This is a genomic window from Chitinophagales bacterium (assembly GCA_017303835.1).
Taxonomy (GTDB): domain Bacteria; phylum Bacteroidota; class Bacteroidia; order Chitinophagales; family Chitinophagaceae; genus JAFLBI01.
This window is the reverse complement of sequence record JAFLBI010000001.1, coordinates 196792-212134: the sequence shown is the minus strand read 5'-3', so window position 1 is coordinate 212134 and position 15343 is coordinate 196792. Positions and strand designations below refer to the sequence as shown.

At 43.7% G+C, this 15343-nt stretch carries 13 protein-coding genes; 8 read left to right on the top strand and 5 right to left on the bottom strand.

Features of this window, described 5'->3' with window-relative positions; genetic code table 11:
* Positions 1-70 precede the first annotated feature (70 nt).
* The 3 genes from bioA to J0L83_00965 all read left to right on the top strand — a co-directional run bounded on the left by bioA (position 71) and on the right by J0L83_00965 (position 5883).
* On the top strand, positions 71-1351 hold the full coding sequence (gene bioA, locus J0L83_00975) for an adenosylmethionine--8-amino-7-oxononanoate transaminase (protein MBN8663118.1): 1281 nt from the start codon (positions 71-73) through the stop codon (positions 1349-1351).
* A gap of 80 nt (positions 1352-1431) precedes the next feature.
* On the top strand, positions 1432-4545 hold the full coding sequence (locus tag J0L83_00970) for a SusC/RagA family TonB-linked outer membrane protein (GenBank protein MBN8663117.1): 3114 nt from the start codon (positions 1432-1434) through the stop codon (positions 4543-4545).
* Between the two features lie 24 nt (positions 4546-4569).
* Positions 4570-5883, top strand: coding sequence for a RagB/SusD family nutrient uptake outer membrane protein (locus tag J0L83_00965; GenBank protein MBN8663116.1), 1314 nt, complete (start codon positions 4570-4572; stop codon positions 5881-5883).
* Positions 5884-5938: 55 nt separating this feature from the next.
* On the opposite strand, the gene J0L83_00960 is transcribed toward J0L83_00965, so the two are convergent.
* From J0L83_00960 to sppA, 3 genes are read right to left on the bottom strand one after another with little or no spacing between them, the layout of a single operon-like run.
* Positions 5939-6421 carry a hypothetical protein gene (locus J0L83_00960; protein ID MBN8663115.1) on the bottom strand — a complete coding sequence of 161 codons (483 nt, stop codon included), beginning with the start codon at positions 6419-6421 and terminating at the stop codon, positions 5939-5941.
* A 1-nt stretch (position 6422) separates the two neighbouring features.
* Positions 6423-7529 carry an ABC transporter permease gene (locus J0L83_00955; protein ID MBN8663114.1) on the bottom strand — a complete coding sequence of 369 codons (1107 nt, stop codon included), beginning with the start codon at positions 7527-7529 and terminating at the stop codon, positions 6423-6425.
* A gap of 39 nt (positions 7530-7568) precedes the next feature.
* The gene (gene sppA, locus J0L83_00950; GenBank protein MBN8663113.1) at positions 7569-9335 is read right to left on the bottom strand and encodes a signal peptide peptidase SppA; all 1767 of its coding nucleotides are present in this window, start codon (positions 9333-9335) and stop codon (positions 7569-7571) included.
* A 57-nt stretch (positions 9336-9392) separates the two neighbouring features.
* Between sppA and folK the strand changes: the two genes are divergently transcribed.
* The 3 genes from folK to J0L83_00935 are packed head-to-tail and all read left to right on the top strand — an operon-like array spanning position 9393 to position 11798.
* A complete protein-coding gene (gene folK / locus J0L83_00945; protein MBN8663112.1) occupies positions 9393-9890 on the top strand; it encodes a 2-amino-4-hydroxy-6-hydroxymethyldihydropteridine diphosphokinase in 498 nt (165 codons plus the stop codon).
* Positions 9891-9918: 28 nt separating this feature from the next.
* A complete protein-coding gene (locus J0L83_00940; protein MBN8663111.1) occupies positions 9919-10551 on the top strand; it encodes a deoxynucleoside kinase in 633 nt (210 codons plus the stop codon).
* On the top strand, positions 10551-11798 hold the full coding sequence (locus J0L83_00935) for an MFS transporter (protein ID MBN8663110.1): 1248 nt from the start codon (positions 10551-10553) through the stop codon (positions 11796-11798). The genes J0L83_00940 and J0L83_00935 overlap by 1 nt, the downstream gene beginning before the upstream one ends.
* Here the strand turns inward: J0L83_00935 and J0L83_00930 are convergent, their stop codons facing one another.
* Positions 11799-12290 (bottom strand): YkgJ family cysteine cluster protein, encoded by a 492-nt coding sequence (locus J0L83_00930; protein ID MBN8663109.1) that lies wholly within the window; start codon positions 12288-12290, stop codon positions 11799-11801. It abuts the gene before it with no gap.
* Positions 12291-12349: 59 nt separating this feature from the next.
* Here J0L83_00930 and J0L83_00925 point away from each other — a divergent pair, with 59 nt between their 5' ends.
* A complete protein-coding gene (locus J0L83_00925; GenBank protein MBN8663108.1) occupies positions 12350-13723 on the top strand; it encodes a CapA family protein in 1374 nt (457 codons plus the stop codon).
* On the opposite strand, the gene J0L83_00920 is transcribed toward J0L83_00925, so the two are convergent.
* On the bottom strand, positions 13716-14402 hold the full coding sequence (locus tag J0L83_00920; GenBank protein MBN8663107.1) for a LysE family transporter: 687 nt from the start codon (positions 14400-14402) through the stop codon (positions 13716-13718). The genes J0L83_00925 and J0L83_00920 overlap by 8 nt on opposite strands.
* Before the next feature lie 9 nt (positions 14403-14411).
* Here J0L83_00920 and J0L83_00915 point away from each other — a divergent pair, with 9 nt between their 5' ends.
* Positions 14412-15257, top strand: coding sequence for a sterol desaturase family protein (locus tag J0L83_00915; protein MBN8663106.1), 846 nt, complete (start codon positions 14412-14414; stop codon positions 15255-15257).
* The last annotated feature ends 86 nt before the right edge of the window (positions 15258-15343 follow it).

Sequence of the window (15343 nt, the reverse complement as noted above, 5' to 3'; positions counted from 1 at the left end):
CTCCATATTAAATGCAAGCGTTGCACGACAAATACAATGCCGCGAAAATATTGCACCCTATTTTTGCCACATGTCCGATTCGCTAATTACCAAAGACAGAAAATATGTCTGGCACCCATTCACCAGACAAAAGCAAATGCCAGACCCGATTGCAATTGTGAAAGGTAAGGACAGCTTACTCATGGATGCTGAAGGCAATACCTATATTGATGCCATAAGCAGCTGGTGGGTGAATCTGCACGGACATGCACATCCATACATTGCCGAGAAGATCTATGCACAGGCCCTGGAACTGGAACAAGTTATTTTTGCAGGTTTTACCCATGGCCCCGCGGTTTCACTCGCAGAAAGATTAATGGATATTTTACCGGGCAATCTTGCAAAAGTTTTTTACAGCGACAATGGCTCTACGTCTACTGAAGTAGCCCTAAAGATGGCTATTCAGTATTGGTGGAATCAAGGACAATCGAGTAGAAAAAAAATCCTGGCTTTTAGGAACGCTTATCATGGCGACACCTTCGGTGCGATGAGTGTAAGTGACCGCGGTGTATTTACCCTGGCTTTCCATCAACACTTATTTGAAGTAGTTTTCATTGATACCCCTACCGCGGATAATCTGCAAACATCTCTCAGCATAATTGCAGCGGAGGGAGCATCCATTGCTGCTTTTATTTACGAACCCTTAGTGCAGGGTGCAGGCGGGATGTGTATGTATGCAGCTGCAGATCTCGATACACTGTTAGCTGCAGCGAAACAGCAGGGAATCATTTGCATTGCGGATGAGGTAATGACAGGATTTGGCCGAACCGGAAAGCTTTTTGCCAGCGAGTACATGCAGTACAACCCGGATATCATTTGCTTAAGCAAAGGCATTACGGGAGGATTTATGCCATTAGGTGTTACGGCCTGTGCAGCATTTATCTATGAAGCATTTGTACAGGATGATCAACTCAAGACTTTTTTCCACGGACATTCCTTTACAGCCAATCCCCTGGCTTGCGCAGCAGCCAATGCCAGCCTCGACCTATTGTTATCAGAAAATTGCGCCAACCAAAGAAGCTGGCTTCAGCAGCAAACAAGCACCCTGGCAGATCAATTAGCACAATTCGCAACTAGCACGCAAAAGATTGCAGGGGTGAGGCACTTGGGTACAATATTGGCTTTTGAGATTAAAGAAGGCCAAACCGGCTATCTAAACGCTGTAAGTCAGGTAGTTACAAAAGAAGCCCTTCAGGCTGGGCTTTATATCAGGCCCTTAGGCAATACAGTCTATACCATGCCCCCTTACTGTTTGAATAATGCGGAATTCTGCAGGATTTCACAGTTTTTGGAGAGGGTTGTTAACAAATAATTGCGAAATCCATCAACAGAAACCAGCTTTTTTGCGTTTTTTGTTGTCTATTCAGCATTAAAACCAAAAACTGCTTGCTTATGAAGTATGCGATTCTACCGCAGAAGAGGCGCTTTATGCAATTTTTTGCTGCAGCCTCTCTGATGTTGATCAGCTTTGCGCTACCTGCGCAGGTTGTGATCAAAGGAAAAGTAACTGATGCCGGTGGCAACGCCATACCCGGTGCTTCTGTTACCATTAAAAACACAACACTTGGTGCCGCAGCCGGTCCGAGTGGCACTTACGAACTAACTGCAAATCTTAAACCAGGTCAGTACGTTGCCCAATTTTCTTCAGTGGGTTTCAAATCACAGGACAAGAGTTTTACTGTTGCTACATCAGCAAGTGAAGTAGAGCTAAATGTAAGTTTGAAAGAAGACGCTGCGGGTTTGGACGAAGTTGTTGTTACGGGTACTTCTGCCGGTACAACCAAAAAGCAATTAGGTAACTATATCGCCACAGTAAAAGGCGATGTACTGACTAAAGCTGCTCCATCTAACGTATTGTCTGCATTACAGGGTAAAACTCCCGGTGCACAAATCATTCAGAACAGTGGTGATCCCGGTGGTAGCATGAGTGTGCGCTTACGCGGGGTAAGCACCATCAGCTCCAGCAGTGAACCCTTGTATATTGTGGATGGTGTTATCGTTAGCAATAGTGCAAGAAGAGTAACCAATACACAAGATGCTTACGATGGTTTGATTTCGCCTCAGCCAAACCGTATGGTGGATATCAACCCCGCCGACATTGAGCGTGTTGAAGTACTGAACGGCGCAGCAGCTGCGGCCATCTATGGTTCTCGTGCCAATGCAGGTGTTGTACAAATCTTTACTAAGCGCGGCAGCAGCGGTGCTCCCGTAGTTAGTTTCAGCACCAGCGTCATGAGCAGTAGTCTGAGAAAGTCTGTAGGCTATAACGAAGCGCCAACAAAATTTGGCGGACCAACAGACGGACCTACCGCACAAACGCAAGACATTCTTACACCAGCTTTAACCAATACAACCAATGTAACCCGCTATGATTACTGGGATTATATTTTCCAAAACGGGTTAGGTACAGATAACAACGTTTCTATCCGCGGCGGTAAGGATAAAACCAAATACTTCGCGTCAGCTTCTTATTTCTACAATCAAGGTATTATTAAAAACACTGATTTCAGAAGATTCAGCTTCCGTGTAAACGTTGATCAGGAATTGTCCAAATGGGCTTCTTTGAGTGTTGGTTTGAACTATATCAACAGCAACGCCAATGAAAAGCCTGATGGTAACAGCTTCTTCTCACCTATAAACAGCGTAACCATCATTGGTAACTTCCATAATATCTGGCAGCGTGATGGTAACGGCAACTTATTGGCTGTTGGTGAAAGAGGTCGTGTTAACCCTGTAAGTGTTATTGAAGACATCAAGCAAAAGAATGAGACCAACCGTATCATTTCTTCTCTTGGTCTGAAACTGAAGCCTTTCAAAGACTTCACTATCGACTACACAATGGGTATTGACAATATCGCTCAAAACGGTACAACGTATATTCCTCCATATACATATAATGCAAGCCCTGCATTCTGGGGTGGTGGTCTTACACTGGATCCAACTCAAAATGGTTACGCTAGTGCAGGTAACAACCAACAATTCCTGATCAACCACGAATTGAATGCTACACTGAATAAGAATATCACAAAAGATCTCCAGAGCACCACACAGTTAGGCTACTCTATGCAGTATGAAAAAGGCATTTTCACAGTATTGCAGGGACGTGGTATGGCACCGTTGGTACAAACGGTTCAAGGTGCAAGTACTGTTCTTCCAGGATCTGATCAGCGCAGCGAAATTTCTATCTCTGGTGGTTACTTACAGCAAAACTTCAAGTATAAGAACCGCTTGTTCTTAACAGGTGCTGCCCGTGTGGATGGTTCATCTGTATTTGGTGAAAACCAACGCAACCAGCTTTACCTGAAACTCAGCTCCAGCTATGTTATCAGCGATGAGAATTTCTGGCAGAATTCTTCTATCAGCAAGTGGTGGGATTATCTGAAGATTCGCGCTGCTTATGGTGAGAGTGGTAACTTAACAGGTATTGGCGCTTACTCTCGTTTCAATATCTACAATGCTTCTCCATTGGTTGGCAGAACAGCTTTAATGAGCCCCGGCCAATTGGCTAACGAGAATGTAAAGCCAGAAACGCAGAAAGAAACAGAGATTGGTGCAGACATGTCATTCCTGAAAGGACGTATCAATGTTACTGTGAACTATTACAGCAAAAAAGTTGAAGACCTGTTGATCAGCCGCTTTATTGCGCCAAGTCAGGGTTATACTTCACTGTTAGGTAATGTAGGTTCATTGTCTAACAAGGGTATTGAATTAGCCATTGGCGGTTCTCCTATCCGTAAGAAAGACTTTAGCTGGAATGTTGACGTGATTTATAACCGCAACAGAAACCGTGTTGAGAATATTCCTCAGGGTTTGATTCAGTTTAACCTGCCAGCAGGTGCTGTTTCCTTGCTGCCTGGTCAGCCAGTAGGCGTATTCTATGGTTTCTTCTTTGCCCGTGATGCAGCAGGCAATATGATAAAGAATGCATCAGGTATTCCTGTACAGGAAAGAGGTACTCAGTTAACACCAAACACTTACACTACACAGCGTGATGCAGGTGGTTTACCAACTGGTACTCCGTTGAGACGTGTGATTGGTAACCCTAACCCAGATTGGACAGGTACTTTGGTGAATACATTCAACTACAAAAAACTCAGCTTACGTATTCAGTTGGATGCGGTACAGGGTGTAGATGTATTCAATGCGGATTTCCGTACACGTCAGGGTGTAGGTAATGGTAAAGAATTTGCTGAGAAGGAGCACAGAGGTCAATTGCCAAGAGGCTATATCAGCAGTATCTACGCTATTGAAGAATGGAGAATTGACAATGGTAGCTTCGTTAAACTGCGTGAATTAGCACTGAGCTATTCATTTGGTAAAGTAAACAAGGCATTCAGCGATCTGAGTGTAACCTTCTCTGGCCGTAACCTGATTAGTTGGGACAATTATCAGGGCTTCGATCCTGAAACCAACGCAGGTGGTGGTGCAACACTGGCACGTGGTATCGATTTCGGTAACGTACCCATCCCACGTACATTTAATTTCACCATTAATGCCAAATTCTGATTCACCAAGACTAAATGAATTCATATGAAACCTATTGTGAAATATATCTTCCTCCTTGCAGCCGGCTCATCGATGATGGTAGGCTGTAAGAAGAATTTCGAAAACCCCAACGACGCAACGCAGACACAGACCCTGTCTTCTGCTGTAGGCCTTACCGGTGTTGCAGTTGGTGTACAGAAAGCATACAGCACATCCAGAGCGGGTTCATTATACAACCTGGTTTGCGCCAACGGCTTTTCTACATTTGAACTCAGCAACAGAAATACAGGTAACGTTGATGAAACCAACCTTTTCAATGGTGGCATCTCTGTTGATGGCAACAATGCTGTACTTGGTAACCTCTGGGCCAGCAACCTGAAAGTCATCTATGATGCCGACAATGTAATCAACAATGCTGCCAAGCTTGGCGACAAAAGCTATGCTTCCGGTTTGATTGGTTACGCAAGTATATTCAAAGCTTTAGCCTTGGGTAGTCTTGCAGAGTTTTGGGAGAAAGTACCTGATACCGTTGCAGTTGGCAATACCGCAAACTTCATTGATAGAAATGTTGCTTACGGTAAAGCAGTAGCAGTACTCGACAGAGCACTTGCTACAATTGCAGCAAACCCTATCAGTACAAGTTTTATCTCGAACATTCCTGCTGGCATTGAAATTCCAAACACACTGCAGGCATTGAAAGCACGCTATTCATTATTTGCAGGCAATTACAGTGTAGCACTTACTGCTGCGAATGCTGTTAACCTGACTGTAAAAAGTGAAATGCGTTTTGATGCAGTTAGCCCAAATCCGATTTTCAACGTATCCACCGCTACCAACAACGTGTTTCAGGTACGTGACAGCACTTTTGGTTTACCAGTTGCACTTCGCCCTGTAATGAGCGATAAGCGTGTTAATTTCTACATGTCTATTAACACAGCTGCTGCACCAAGATGGAGAATCAATGGCTTTGGTGCTGCTTTATCTACAGCATGGCCTATTTACCTGCCTAGTGAAATGACATTGATCAAAGCAGAATGCTATGCTCGAGCAAGCACGCCAGATCTGGCTAATGCTGTAACTGAGTTGAACAAAATCCTGACTAAAACACCTGCCGGCGATCCGTTTGGCATTGGTGCTGATCAACCAGCATACAGCGGTGCGAATACGCAAGCAGATATCCTTACAGAAATCTACCGCAATCGCTGTATTGAACTATACATGCAGGGTTGGAAAATGGAAGACATGCGTCGCTTCGGCAGAAGCAATACGCCTGGTGTTGAGAAGAATAGAAACTTCTATCCTTATCCATTCCGTGAAAGAGATAATAACCCCAATACACCCACCGACCCAACCTTCTAACTACTCGTTAGTTATTTGGGATGGTAAAGAGGCGCTCGTTTGAGCGCCTCTTGTTTTATTGTTCACTGACTGCTTTGAGTGATGCAAGATTTTGCTCCATCATCACACCTAGTATCTTGTCGTTCATCATGGAGCCCAATCGCTCCCATGGCATCCAGCCAATTTCTTGTTCAAACTGCCATTGAACAGTAGTAATAGCACCAAGCGGAATAATGCGCATCGTGCTCAACTGCGGACTGCCACTTCTACCCTGCCACTTTGTAACAAAAGTTGAATCATTCTGCAATTGCATGCTTACTCGATTATTACCAATCTGTGCATCAGCAGCTGAATAGACATGCACACTGGTATCGCCCATACCGGCAACCCAGGTTGTCCATTTGTCAATACCATGCGTAAAAACACGCACCTTTTCCGGGGCAGTAGAAATATCTACAGCGCGAGAAACAATCACTCTTGATGGTAATAACAACCCAATCGCTGTAGCCAGCGAAAACAAAATCACAACACTAATAATCGCAAATCGGATCAAGCGCATCTTACTCCCATTTAAATGTTTTCACAGCAATAGCATATACCACTACAATCCAGATACCCAGTATACCCAACTCCTGCCAACAACTGAATAAACTCGCACCTTCAAAAGCAATATTGCGCATGGCATTATTGAAATGCGTCAATGGCAATACTTTACAAATGGGTTGTAACCAAGATGGAAAACTTTCAATAGAAAAGAAAGTGCCTGCTAATAAAAACTGCGGTAAAGTAATCAAGTTGGCAAAAGGCGGAATCGTGCTTTCATTCTTAGCCAAACCGCTTACAATAAAACCAAAACCCATGAACAAGATCAGTGCATAAAAACTCAATAACATGATCTCAAGAAAAGTAATCCAGCCATGCACGAGCGTAAACTTAAATGCAAAATGCCCAACACCAATAATGATAACAGAAGTAATCATCTGGAAAGTAACACGACTCAATGCCTCACCTAAGACAATGTATGCACGTCTGATCGGTGTTGCATAAAATCGCTTTAGCACCAATTGCTGACGCAGGTTAAAGAATAGAAAAGCAACCCCAAACACCCCTGCACTCAACAAAGAGAAACCTAACTGTCCCGGCAATATAAAATCAATGGTACGATATACTCGTCCGGGTATCTTAACAATATCCTTATTGATCGCTGCAATAGTTGGTGCAGCATCAAACATGGATTTATCTACACCGGAAATGATCGCACCAATGATGGATTGCAATACCTGCAAGTTCTGCGGATTCACTGCTTCGGAACTTTTCAGGTCTACGATATACGCAGGATTGCTTTTACCTGTGCGGCGAATATTGATCACAGCAGTAATTCTGCCTTTTTCCAGATCTTCTTGCAAAGCCTGCGGTGCTTTGTTCCGAATATTCAACCCAGGCACTTGCTTCATTGCGGCATACACTGGATTGATGGTATCAGACTGCGCATCAAACGCCACACTTAGTGATACCTTACCACCACCACCAATAAATCCAAAGACAAGGATAAAGATGAGTGGAAAGCCGATACTAAAGATCACAGAAGAAGGGCTGCGAAACACAGCACGTAAACTGGCTTTGGATATCGCCAGCATGGCTTTAAACTGACTGTAAGGTGCTTGCATGGGGCAAATCTACTGTTTATGAAATGCCCCGCAAAAGGATCAGAAGCCCAGCTGGATATTGTAAGGAAGTCGGGCCTGCGTTACACCCACCATTCCCTGCACTTTTTTCCATTCCATCAGCAGCTTGTATTGGTCTTCCCCAATTTCTTCCTTGATGGCTTTCACCTTGGTATTGCGCTGGAATGATTTAAATATCTGATCAAAGACATTGATCTTATCCGGATAAGTGCGGAGCTGATAAGAACTGGTTTTGGCCAGCTTGGCTGCACTCGCGATAGCATCCTGCAAAGTGCCGTTTCGATCTACCAAACCAATTTTGGTGGCCGCAGCACCTGTCCAAACCCTACCCTGCGCAATGCTGTCAACAAATTCCATCGACAGCTTTCTGCCATCAGAAACCCTTGTTTTAAATGTATGGTAGATAGAATCAATACTGTTCTGTACAAAACGCTTTTCCATTTCGGTTAATGGGCGATCAATACTTCCCATATCCGCATAAGGCGCTGTTTTTACACCATCACCCGAAATGCCAAGCTTGTTTTTCAGAAAGGCCTGCATATTGGGAATGATTCCAAAAACACCAATAGAGCCAGTCAATGTACTTGGATTGGCAAATACAGAATCTGCCGCACAGGAAATGAAATATCCGCCAGATGCCGCATAATCTCCCATGCTCACAACTACCGGCTTTTTCTTTTTGATCAGCGAAATTTCTCGCCAGATTACATCACTAGCCAAAGCACTTCCACCAGGAGAGTTGACACGAAAGACAACCGCTTTGATACCATCGTCCAAGCGAATCTTTCTTAACAATGTGCGAAAACGATCACTAGCAATTACTCGATCATCTTCTGACTTACCATCCACAATATCGCCATCCGCATATACCAAGGCAATTTTATCGGTACCGCTATAAGGATTATAGCTTACAGCTTTGGCATAATCTGCGAATGATACAAAATTGATGCGTTCATTATCCTGCTTCAACTTATTACTTAAAGCTGTTTTTACTTCATCATCGTATTTCACCCCATCAATCAACTGGTATTTTACTGCATCATGTGCAGTCTGAACCACACCAGTAACTGCCAGTTTACGCAGAATTGCTGTATCCATCTTTCTGCCATCGGCTGCTGCTTGCAGAAAACGGCCATACATATCATTCAGGAATGCCAGTGTCTGCACCTTATTGGCATCAGTCATTTTGTACTCACGGAAAGGTTCTGTTGCACTCTTAAACTTTCCGGCATAGAAAATCTGTGGCTCAATCTCCAGCTTTTCTAATGTTCCTTTGAAGAACAATAGATTGGCCGAGAAGCCTGACCAATCAATTCCGCCTTGTGGGTGACAATAAATTTTATCGGCCAGAGCAGCAACATAGTAAGCACTTTGAGAGATGGTTTCCGAATAAGCGTAGATAAACTTTTTACTCTTTTTAAAATTCAGCAGTGCCTGACGCAATTCTTCGGAAGCAGCCATGGAATTACCATTAGCGCCACACTTGATATAAATACCGCTCACTTGATCATCTTTTGCTGCATGGTTGATCATCTGCACCATATCCAGCAATGCTGGCGTATGCTCAACATCAGCATCTGCAAACTCCTCAAAAGGGTCTTCCATATCCTGCTCACGGAACTCTTTAGAGAGATCTAATACCAATACAGCTTTATTCCCGATACTGGTGGTGGTTTCTGATGAGGACGCCAAACTTCCAAACAGGAAGAAAAAGAAACCGAAAACCAAAGTCGTGAAAACGATCATCGCCAGCAGGGCGGCAAAAAAAGATTTGAAAAAACTCTTCATAGTTGCTTTATACAGGATGAAAGTAAAGATATTTGGCCCTTTAGCGCACACAAACGTATGAACAGGGCATATCTACTGACAGGCGGCAATTTAGGTAAGAGATGGGATAACCTGCACACCGCGTTTAAACATATCAGCGATAGGTGCGGACAAATTATCGCCCAATCGGCTATTTATGAAACGGCAGCCTGGGGAAAAGAAGACCAACAGGCTTTTCTGAATCAGGCATTACTAGTAGCAACCGAACTTAGCCCGGAGGAACTAATGCAAACCCTGCTCGAGATAGAACAGGAAATGGGCCGTATCCGGGAAGAGAAATATGGACCACGTATCATAGATATAGATATTCTTTTTTTCAACGATGATGTCCTGAATACCCCCCTGCTGCAATTGCCACACCCGGCCATTGCCCAAAGACGTTTTGTGCTGGTACCCTTACAGGAACTAGCACCTGATTTTATTCATCCTGTCTATCAGCGCTCTGTAACTGAATTATTGGCTGTATGTCCTGACCCTTTAGATGTGAAAAAGTTTTCACCGCCTGCGCAGGATTGACGGCTATTTTTGAGCCCGAAGCAGCAAGATGAAACATCACTTTATTACTGTAGAAGGGAATATTGGCGCCGGTAAGACAACACTCACACATCTGCTGGCCAAACATTTTAATGCCAGAATCATTCTGGAAGAATTTGCAGACAATCCTTTTCTGCCCAAATTTTACGAGAACCCGCAACAATACGCTTTTCCATTAGAGTTGTTTTTCATGGCAGAGCGTTATAAACAGTTGAAAGACATGATCCATACCAAGGACATGTTTCAAAGCATTACCATTTCTGATTATCTGTTTACCAAATGTTTGCTTTTTGCAAAAGTGAACCTGCCGGAAGAAGAGTTCAGACTCTATCAGAAACTATTTGATATCATACACCAACAGTTGGTTTTTCCGGATATCCTGATCTACTTGCATGCACCTGTACACAAGCTGCAGCAGAATATCAGAAAACGCAACAGAGAGTATGAGCAATCTATTCCAGACGAATACCTCTACAATATTCAGGAAACCTATACCAGCTACATCAAGCAGCACAATATCAAAACCATTTTCATTGATGCCAGCAATGCTGATTTTTTGGGCAATGAAAAGCACCTGCAAGTAGTGTTGGATGCTTTGGATAAGGACTACGATGAAGGCCAGCACTATTTTACCCTACCCTGATGAGTCAAAACCCAAACAAGTATGAAGCTTTTGCTGCCATGCGGATTGCGGAATACCGCAACCTGATGATTGGCCGCTTTCTCTTCATCATGGGTTTGCGCATGATGGGTACTTTGGTTGGCTGGTGGATTTATGAACTCACAAACGAACCCTTTGCTATCGGATTGATCGGCTTGGCCGAAGTGATTCCTGCTGTGTCATTATCGCTTTATGCAGGACACGTAATCGATATCAGTGAAAAGAGAAAACTCTTGCTACGCGGTGTAGCTGCTTACCTAGCTTGTACTTTGGTTTTATTAGCACTCTCTTTTTCTGTTAGTGAGGAATGGGTATATGCAAAAACAGCCGCCATAGTCATCTACTGTGTGATATTCTTTACAGGTGTTTTCCGCTCTTTCACCGGACCAACATTTGGCACCATGGTGGCCTATATTGTTCCGCGCGACTTACTACAAAACGCGACAACCTGGAACCAAGGCACTTGGCTCACCGCATCTGTAACCGGGCATGCAGCAGCTGGTTTTCTGATTGCTGGCCTTGGCAATACTGGCACTTTAACTGTGATTGCTGTACTTGTGGCAATTGGCTTTGTCTTTATGACCAGACTAAAACCCAAACCAGCTTTGAATGAACCAGGTGAACAAAAGACCTGGGAAAGTGTGAAAGAAGGTTTGCGTTTCGTATTCAACACCAAAGAAGTTTTGGGTGCTTTGTCGCTGGACTTATTTGCCGTGCTATTTGGTGGTGCTGTGGCCATGATCCCGGTGTTTGCCAAAGACATACTCAAAGTTGGCCCCGTTGGTTTTGGTTGGCTGAACGCCGCATCTGACCTCGGTGCCATCATGATCATTATCTATCTCACATTCTTCCCGCTGCGTAAACAACAAGGCAAGAAATTATTCTTTGCCGTAGCCGGATTCGGCGCCTGCATTATTGTCTTTGCACTATCGCGTGAGTTCTGGTTATCATTTGCCGTATTGGTATTAAGTGGCATTCTCGATGGTATCAGTGTAGTAGTGCGCGGCACCATTCTGCAATTGCGTACACCCGATCAGGTACGCGGACGTGTAATGAGTGTGAACTCCATGTTCATCAACTCCAGCAATGAATTGGGCCAATTTGAAAGTGGGGTTGCTGCGAAATTATTAGGTGTAGTGCCATCCGTGATCTTTGGCGGCAGCATGACTTTACTGGTAGTTATTATCACTTGGTTTAAAGCACCTAAGCTGCGCAAAATGGAATATTAATCAACGCTCCATTTTCTCCATCATCTTTTCCAACACATAATAAGTTATCGCACAAAAGCTGCTATTCTTCAAGGTAATCTGCGGACGCTTCAATAACACATCCTCATCAGTATAAGGAAAGCGACTGCAATCAGAAGGACGAATATCATAGATGCTGCAGGTATTATCGGCATTCAAGAAATGACATGGCGTTGATTGCAACACATAATCTCCTTCGTTATCCAACTTCAGATATGTCTCAATAAAATCTCCCTCACGCATTTTCAAATACTTACTAATGCGTTTGATATCCGGTGTTTTAAAACGAGGCGAATAATTTTTACAACAAGCAGCACAGCCCAGACAATCCACTTGCTCATAAGCGGCATCATTCAGTTCAGGCAATGCACGTAGAAATTTGTTCTTGTCAGCACGTTGCAACATCTGCTTATACTGCTTCTGCCTCTCTGCTGAACGCTTCTGCCAATTGCCTTCTAGAATTTTATCTGCCATACTGCTTTGTGTGATTGCGAAACTACAACTATCCGCATTATCCTGTATTTTGCCGCCGCTTGGTCAATTATCGCACATATCAACCCGTTATCACCATCAGTCGGAAGGGCTGGTTATTGGTGAAGACCATTCGTTTCCTCTACCACCTTTTATACCTGCTGCGCATCCTTCGCTTTCCAAAACCATGGCGGGAGCACCATGAAGATCCTGCCAACATGAACAGGCGTATGCAGCTATACCTTGGCTACAAGTATTATTTCAAAGCCATGGTGGAGGATGAAGCAGGAAGTGGTATCAAAGCTGCTTTACTGAATAGCGAGCTGAAACTGGATATACCAGCAGATTTCCGTATTAGCAGTACTTATACTTTTCATGCCGGTGGCGATTTGATTCCTTACACGGCTATTACACCAGACACCTGTAAGCATTTATGGGACCATGTAGGCGATTTCTTTTTTGGGGCTGATCTGGTAGTAGCCAATCTGGAGAGTCCGGCCGATTTCTCCAAACCTTATTCGGCAGCACCAGAAGTAATGTTGAATGATATGTATTTCAACATAGATGCGCCTACTTGGAATATCTTCAAAGGTAATGGACAGTATAAAGGCTATGATCTTGTTTCTATTGCTAATAACCACAGCTTAGATCAAGGTGAAGAAGGCTTACAAAACACCATTGCTTTTTTGAATAAAGAAAGTGTTGCTTGGACCGGCGCCGCGGAATCAGCTATTGGCATCAATACAGTGCCTGTTCTTGAAAAAAAAGGCATCAAAACGGGTTTTATTGCAGCAACTTTTTCTTTGAATAAAATGCAAGTGCCACCACATCAGCCCTGGCTTTGTAACCATATTTTATTGAATGAAGAAAATCCGGACATCAGCAGACTGATAGATCAGGCAAATACAGCAAGAGCCAACGGTGCAGATTGTGTAATAGCCATGTTGCATATGGGCTGTGCTTATCAAGCATTCCCGGGTTCCATTGTTCGCAATAATATTCATCGCATCTGCGACACAAGCAATGCTGACATCATTATCGCCGGGCACCCGCATCACCCCCAACCTGTCGAATTGTACACTTCAACTGTTACAGGAAAGCAACATGTGATCATTTACTCTCTTGGTGATTTTATCGCCTATGATATTTTCAAATGGGGACATTTGACTTTATTACTACATCTGGAAATCAGCAAGGGTATCCGAAATGGACAGACAGAAACAAGGGTCACTCGTATCGGCATTAAGCCGGCATATATGCATGCACAAATCAGCAATGAATCAGTGCAATCGCTTGAATTGCTAGATTATCAGCAAGTGAAGCAATCACCCAAAACTTTTTTAAAGGACGCACAGTCGCAAAAAGAATTTGCTGAACTGAGTGATTTTTTTGAGCGTTTTGTATTGCCGCCGCATCAACAACATCTGCTTATGTAAGCAGGTTGCGCAACAAGGGCCATAAGAGTACCACCGCAAAAACAAGAAAGACAATACCCAGCACCAGATCTAATCTGCGCATGAACTTTTCACTGATATAGGTTTTGATTTTTGCTGCACCCAGCGCAATCAACATTTCCATGCCGAAAATGCTCAGCAATGCTCCCACATAAAACCACCAGCGCTCACCAAGCGTATAATGATTCACATTAATCAGCAAAGCCGAAATAGACAACCAACTAATATAATTACCCGGGTTCAGCGCATTCAACATAAACCCTTTGGACGCCAAAAGCCAAGGGGAATTATAGACAGGAACTGCAAATTGCGGCTTACTATGCTTACGAATATTGCCAATACCCATGATTACCAGGAGCAAAGCCCCGCCGAGTCGAACCAGGTTTTCTGCATAACCGCCAGAAGGAAACAAATTGGCATTGAAATAGCTCAGTACTATCAGCAATATATCTGAACTGATTACCCCTGCAGCAATGAAAATGCTGCTTTTAAAGCCATTGGCGATACTATTCTGCACCAGAAAAAAGAAGACCGTTCCCAGCATACTGCTGAGTATCACGCCAATACCTAAGCCATACAACAATGCATAGACCATAATCTGAACAAAACTAACCTTTCGATAGGGATTATTTCCTCCATTCAGATATTTTTGCAACCGCAAGTAACCGAGATGATTCAGTCGTACAGAGAAACCCTACTCTTTCTGATCTCCACACCGCTCTATGTATTTTTCATAGCAGCAGAAGTCATTGCGTCTAATATTCACAATAACGGCCATTATAGTAAGAAAGGCACCATTGAGCATTTCTACATCATGCTCATTAATATCGTGATTGATCTAGCCATGCGCGGTGTAGCGCTGATAGCTTTATTATGGTGCTTCAACCATCGCGTACTGGAAATAAATAATCCTATTGCTTATTGGGTTGTTTTATTCATTCTGCAGGATCTCGCATTTTATACCATGCATTATGTGGATCATAAAGTGCGCTTATTCTGGGCTGTGCATATCACCCATCATTCTTCAGAAGAGTTCAATCTGGCTGTGGGCTTCAGATCATCAGTGTTTGAACCTATATACCGTTTTATATATTTCATTCCCTTAGCATTTTTAGGGTTACAACCCTTGGACATCTTCTTCGTCTTCTCCCTTACTCAGCTGTACGGCATATTCATTCATACGCAGTATGTAAAAAAACTGGGCTTTCTGGAGTGGTTTATGGCAACCCCATCGCACCACCGTGTGCACCATGGCAAGAACCCCCAGTACATCGACCGAAATATGGGCATGTTCCTGATTATTTGGGACAGACTATTTGGCACTTTTACAGAGGAAACGGAACCTGTGGAGTATGGCGTGACCAAACCGCCCAAAAACAGCCGTCCTGATGAAGTAATTCTGCACGAATTCAGGAATATGTTCAACGATGTGCGCCAAGCTCCCGACCTGAGGACCAAGTTGATGTACATCTTTGGCCCGCCCGGCTGGCAGCCTTCCAACAAAAGAGATCAATAAGCCAAATTTTTACATCCACAGGCTGTTCACAGATTCAACAAAAGGCTGTTTATCCCGTTGTAGTGGCTTACCTTTGCACCACCAAA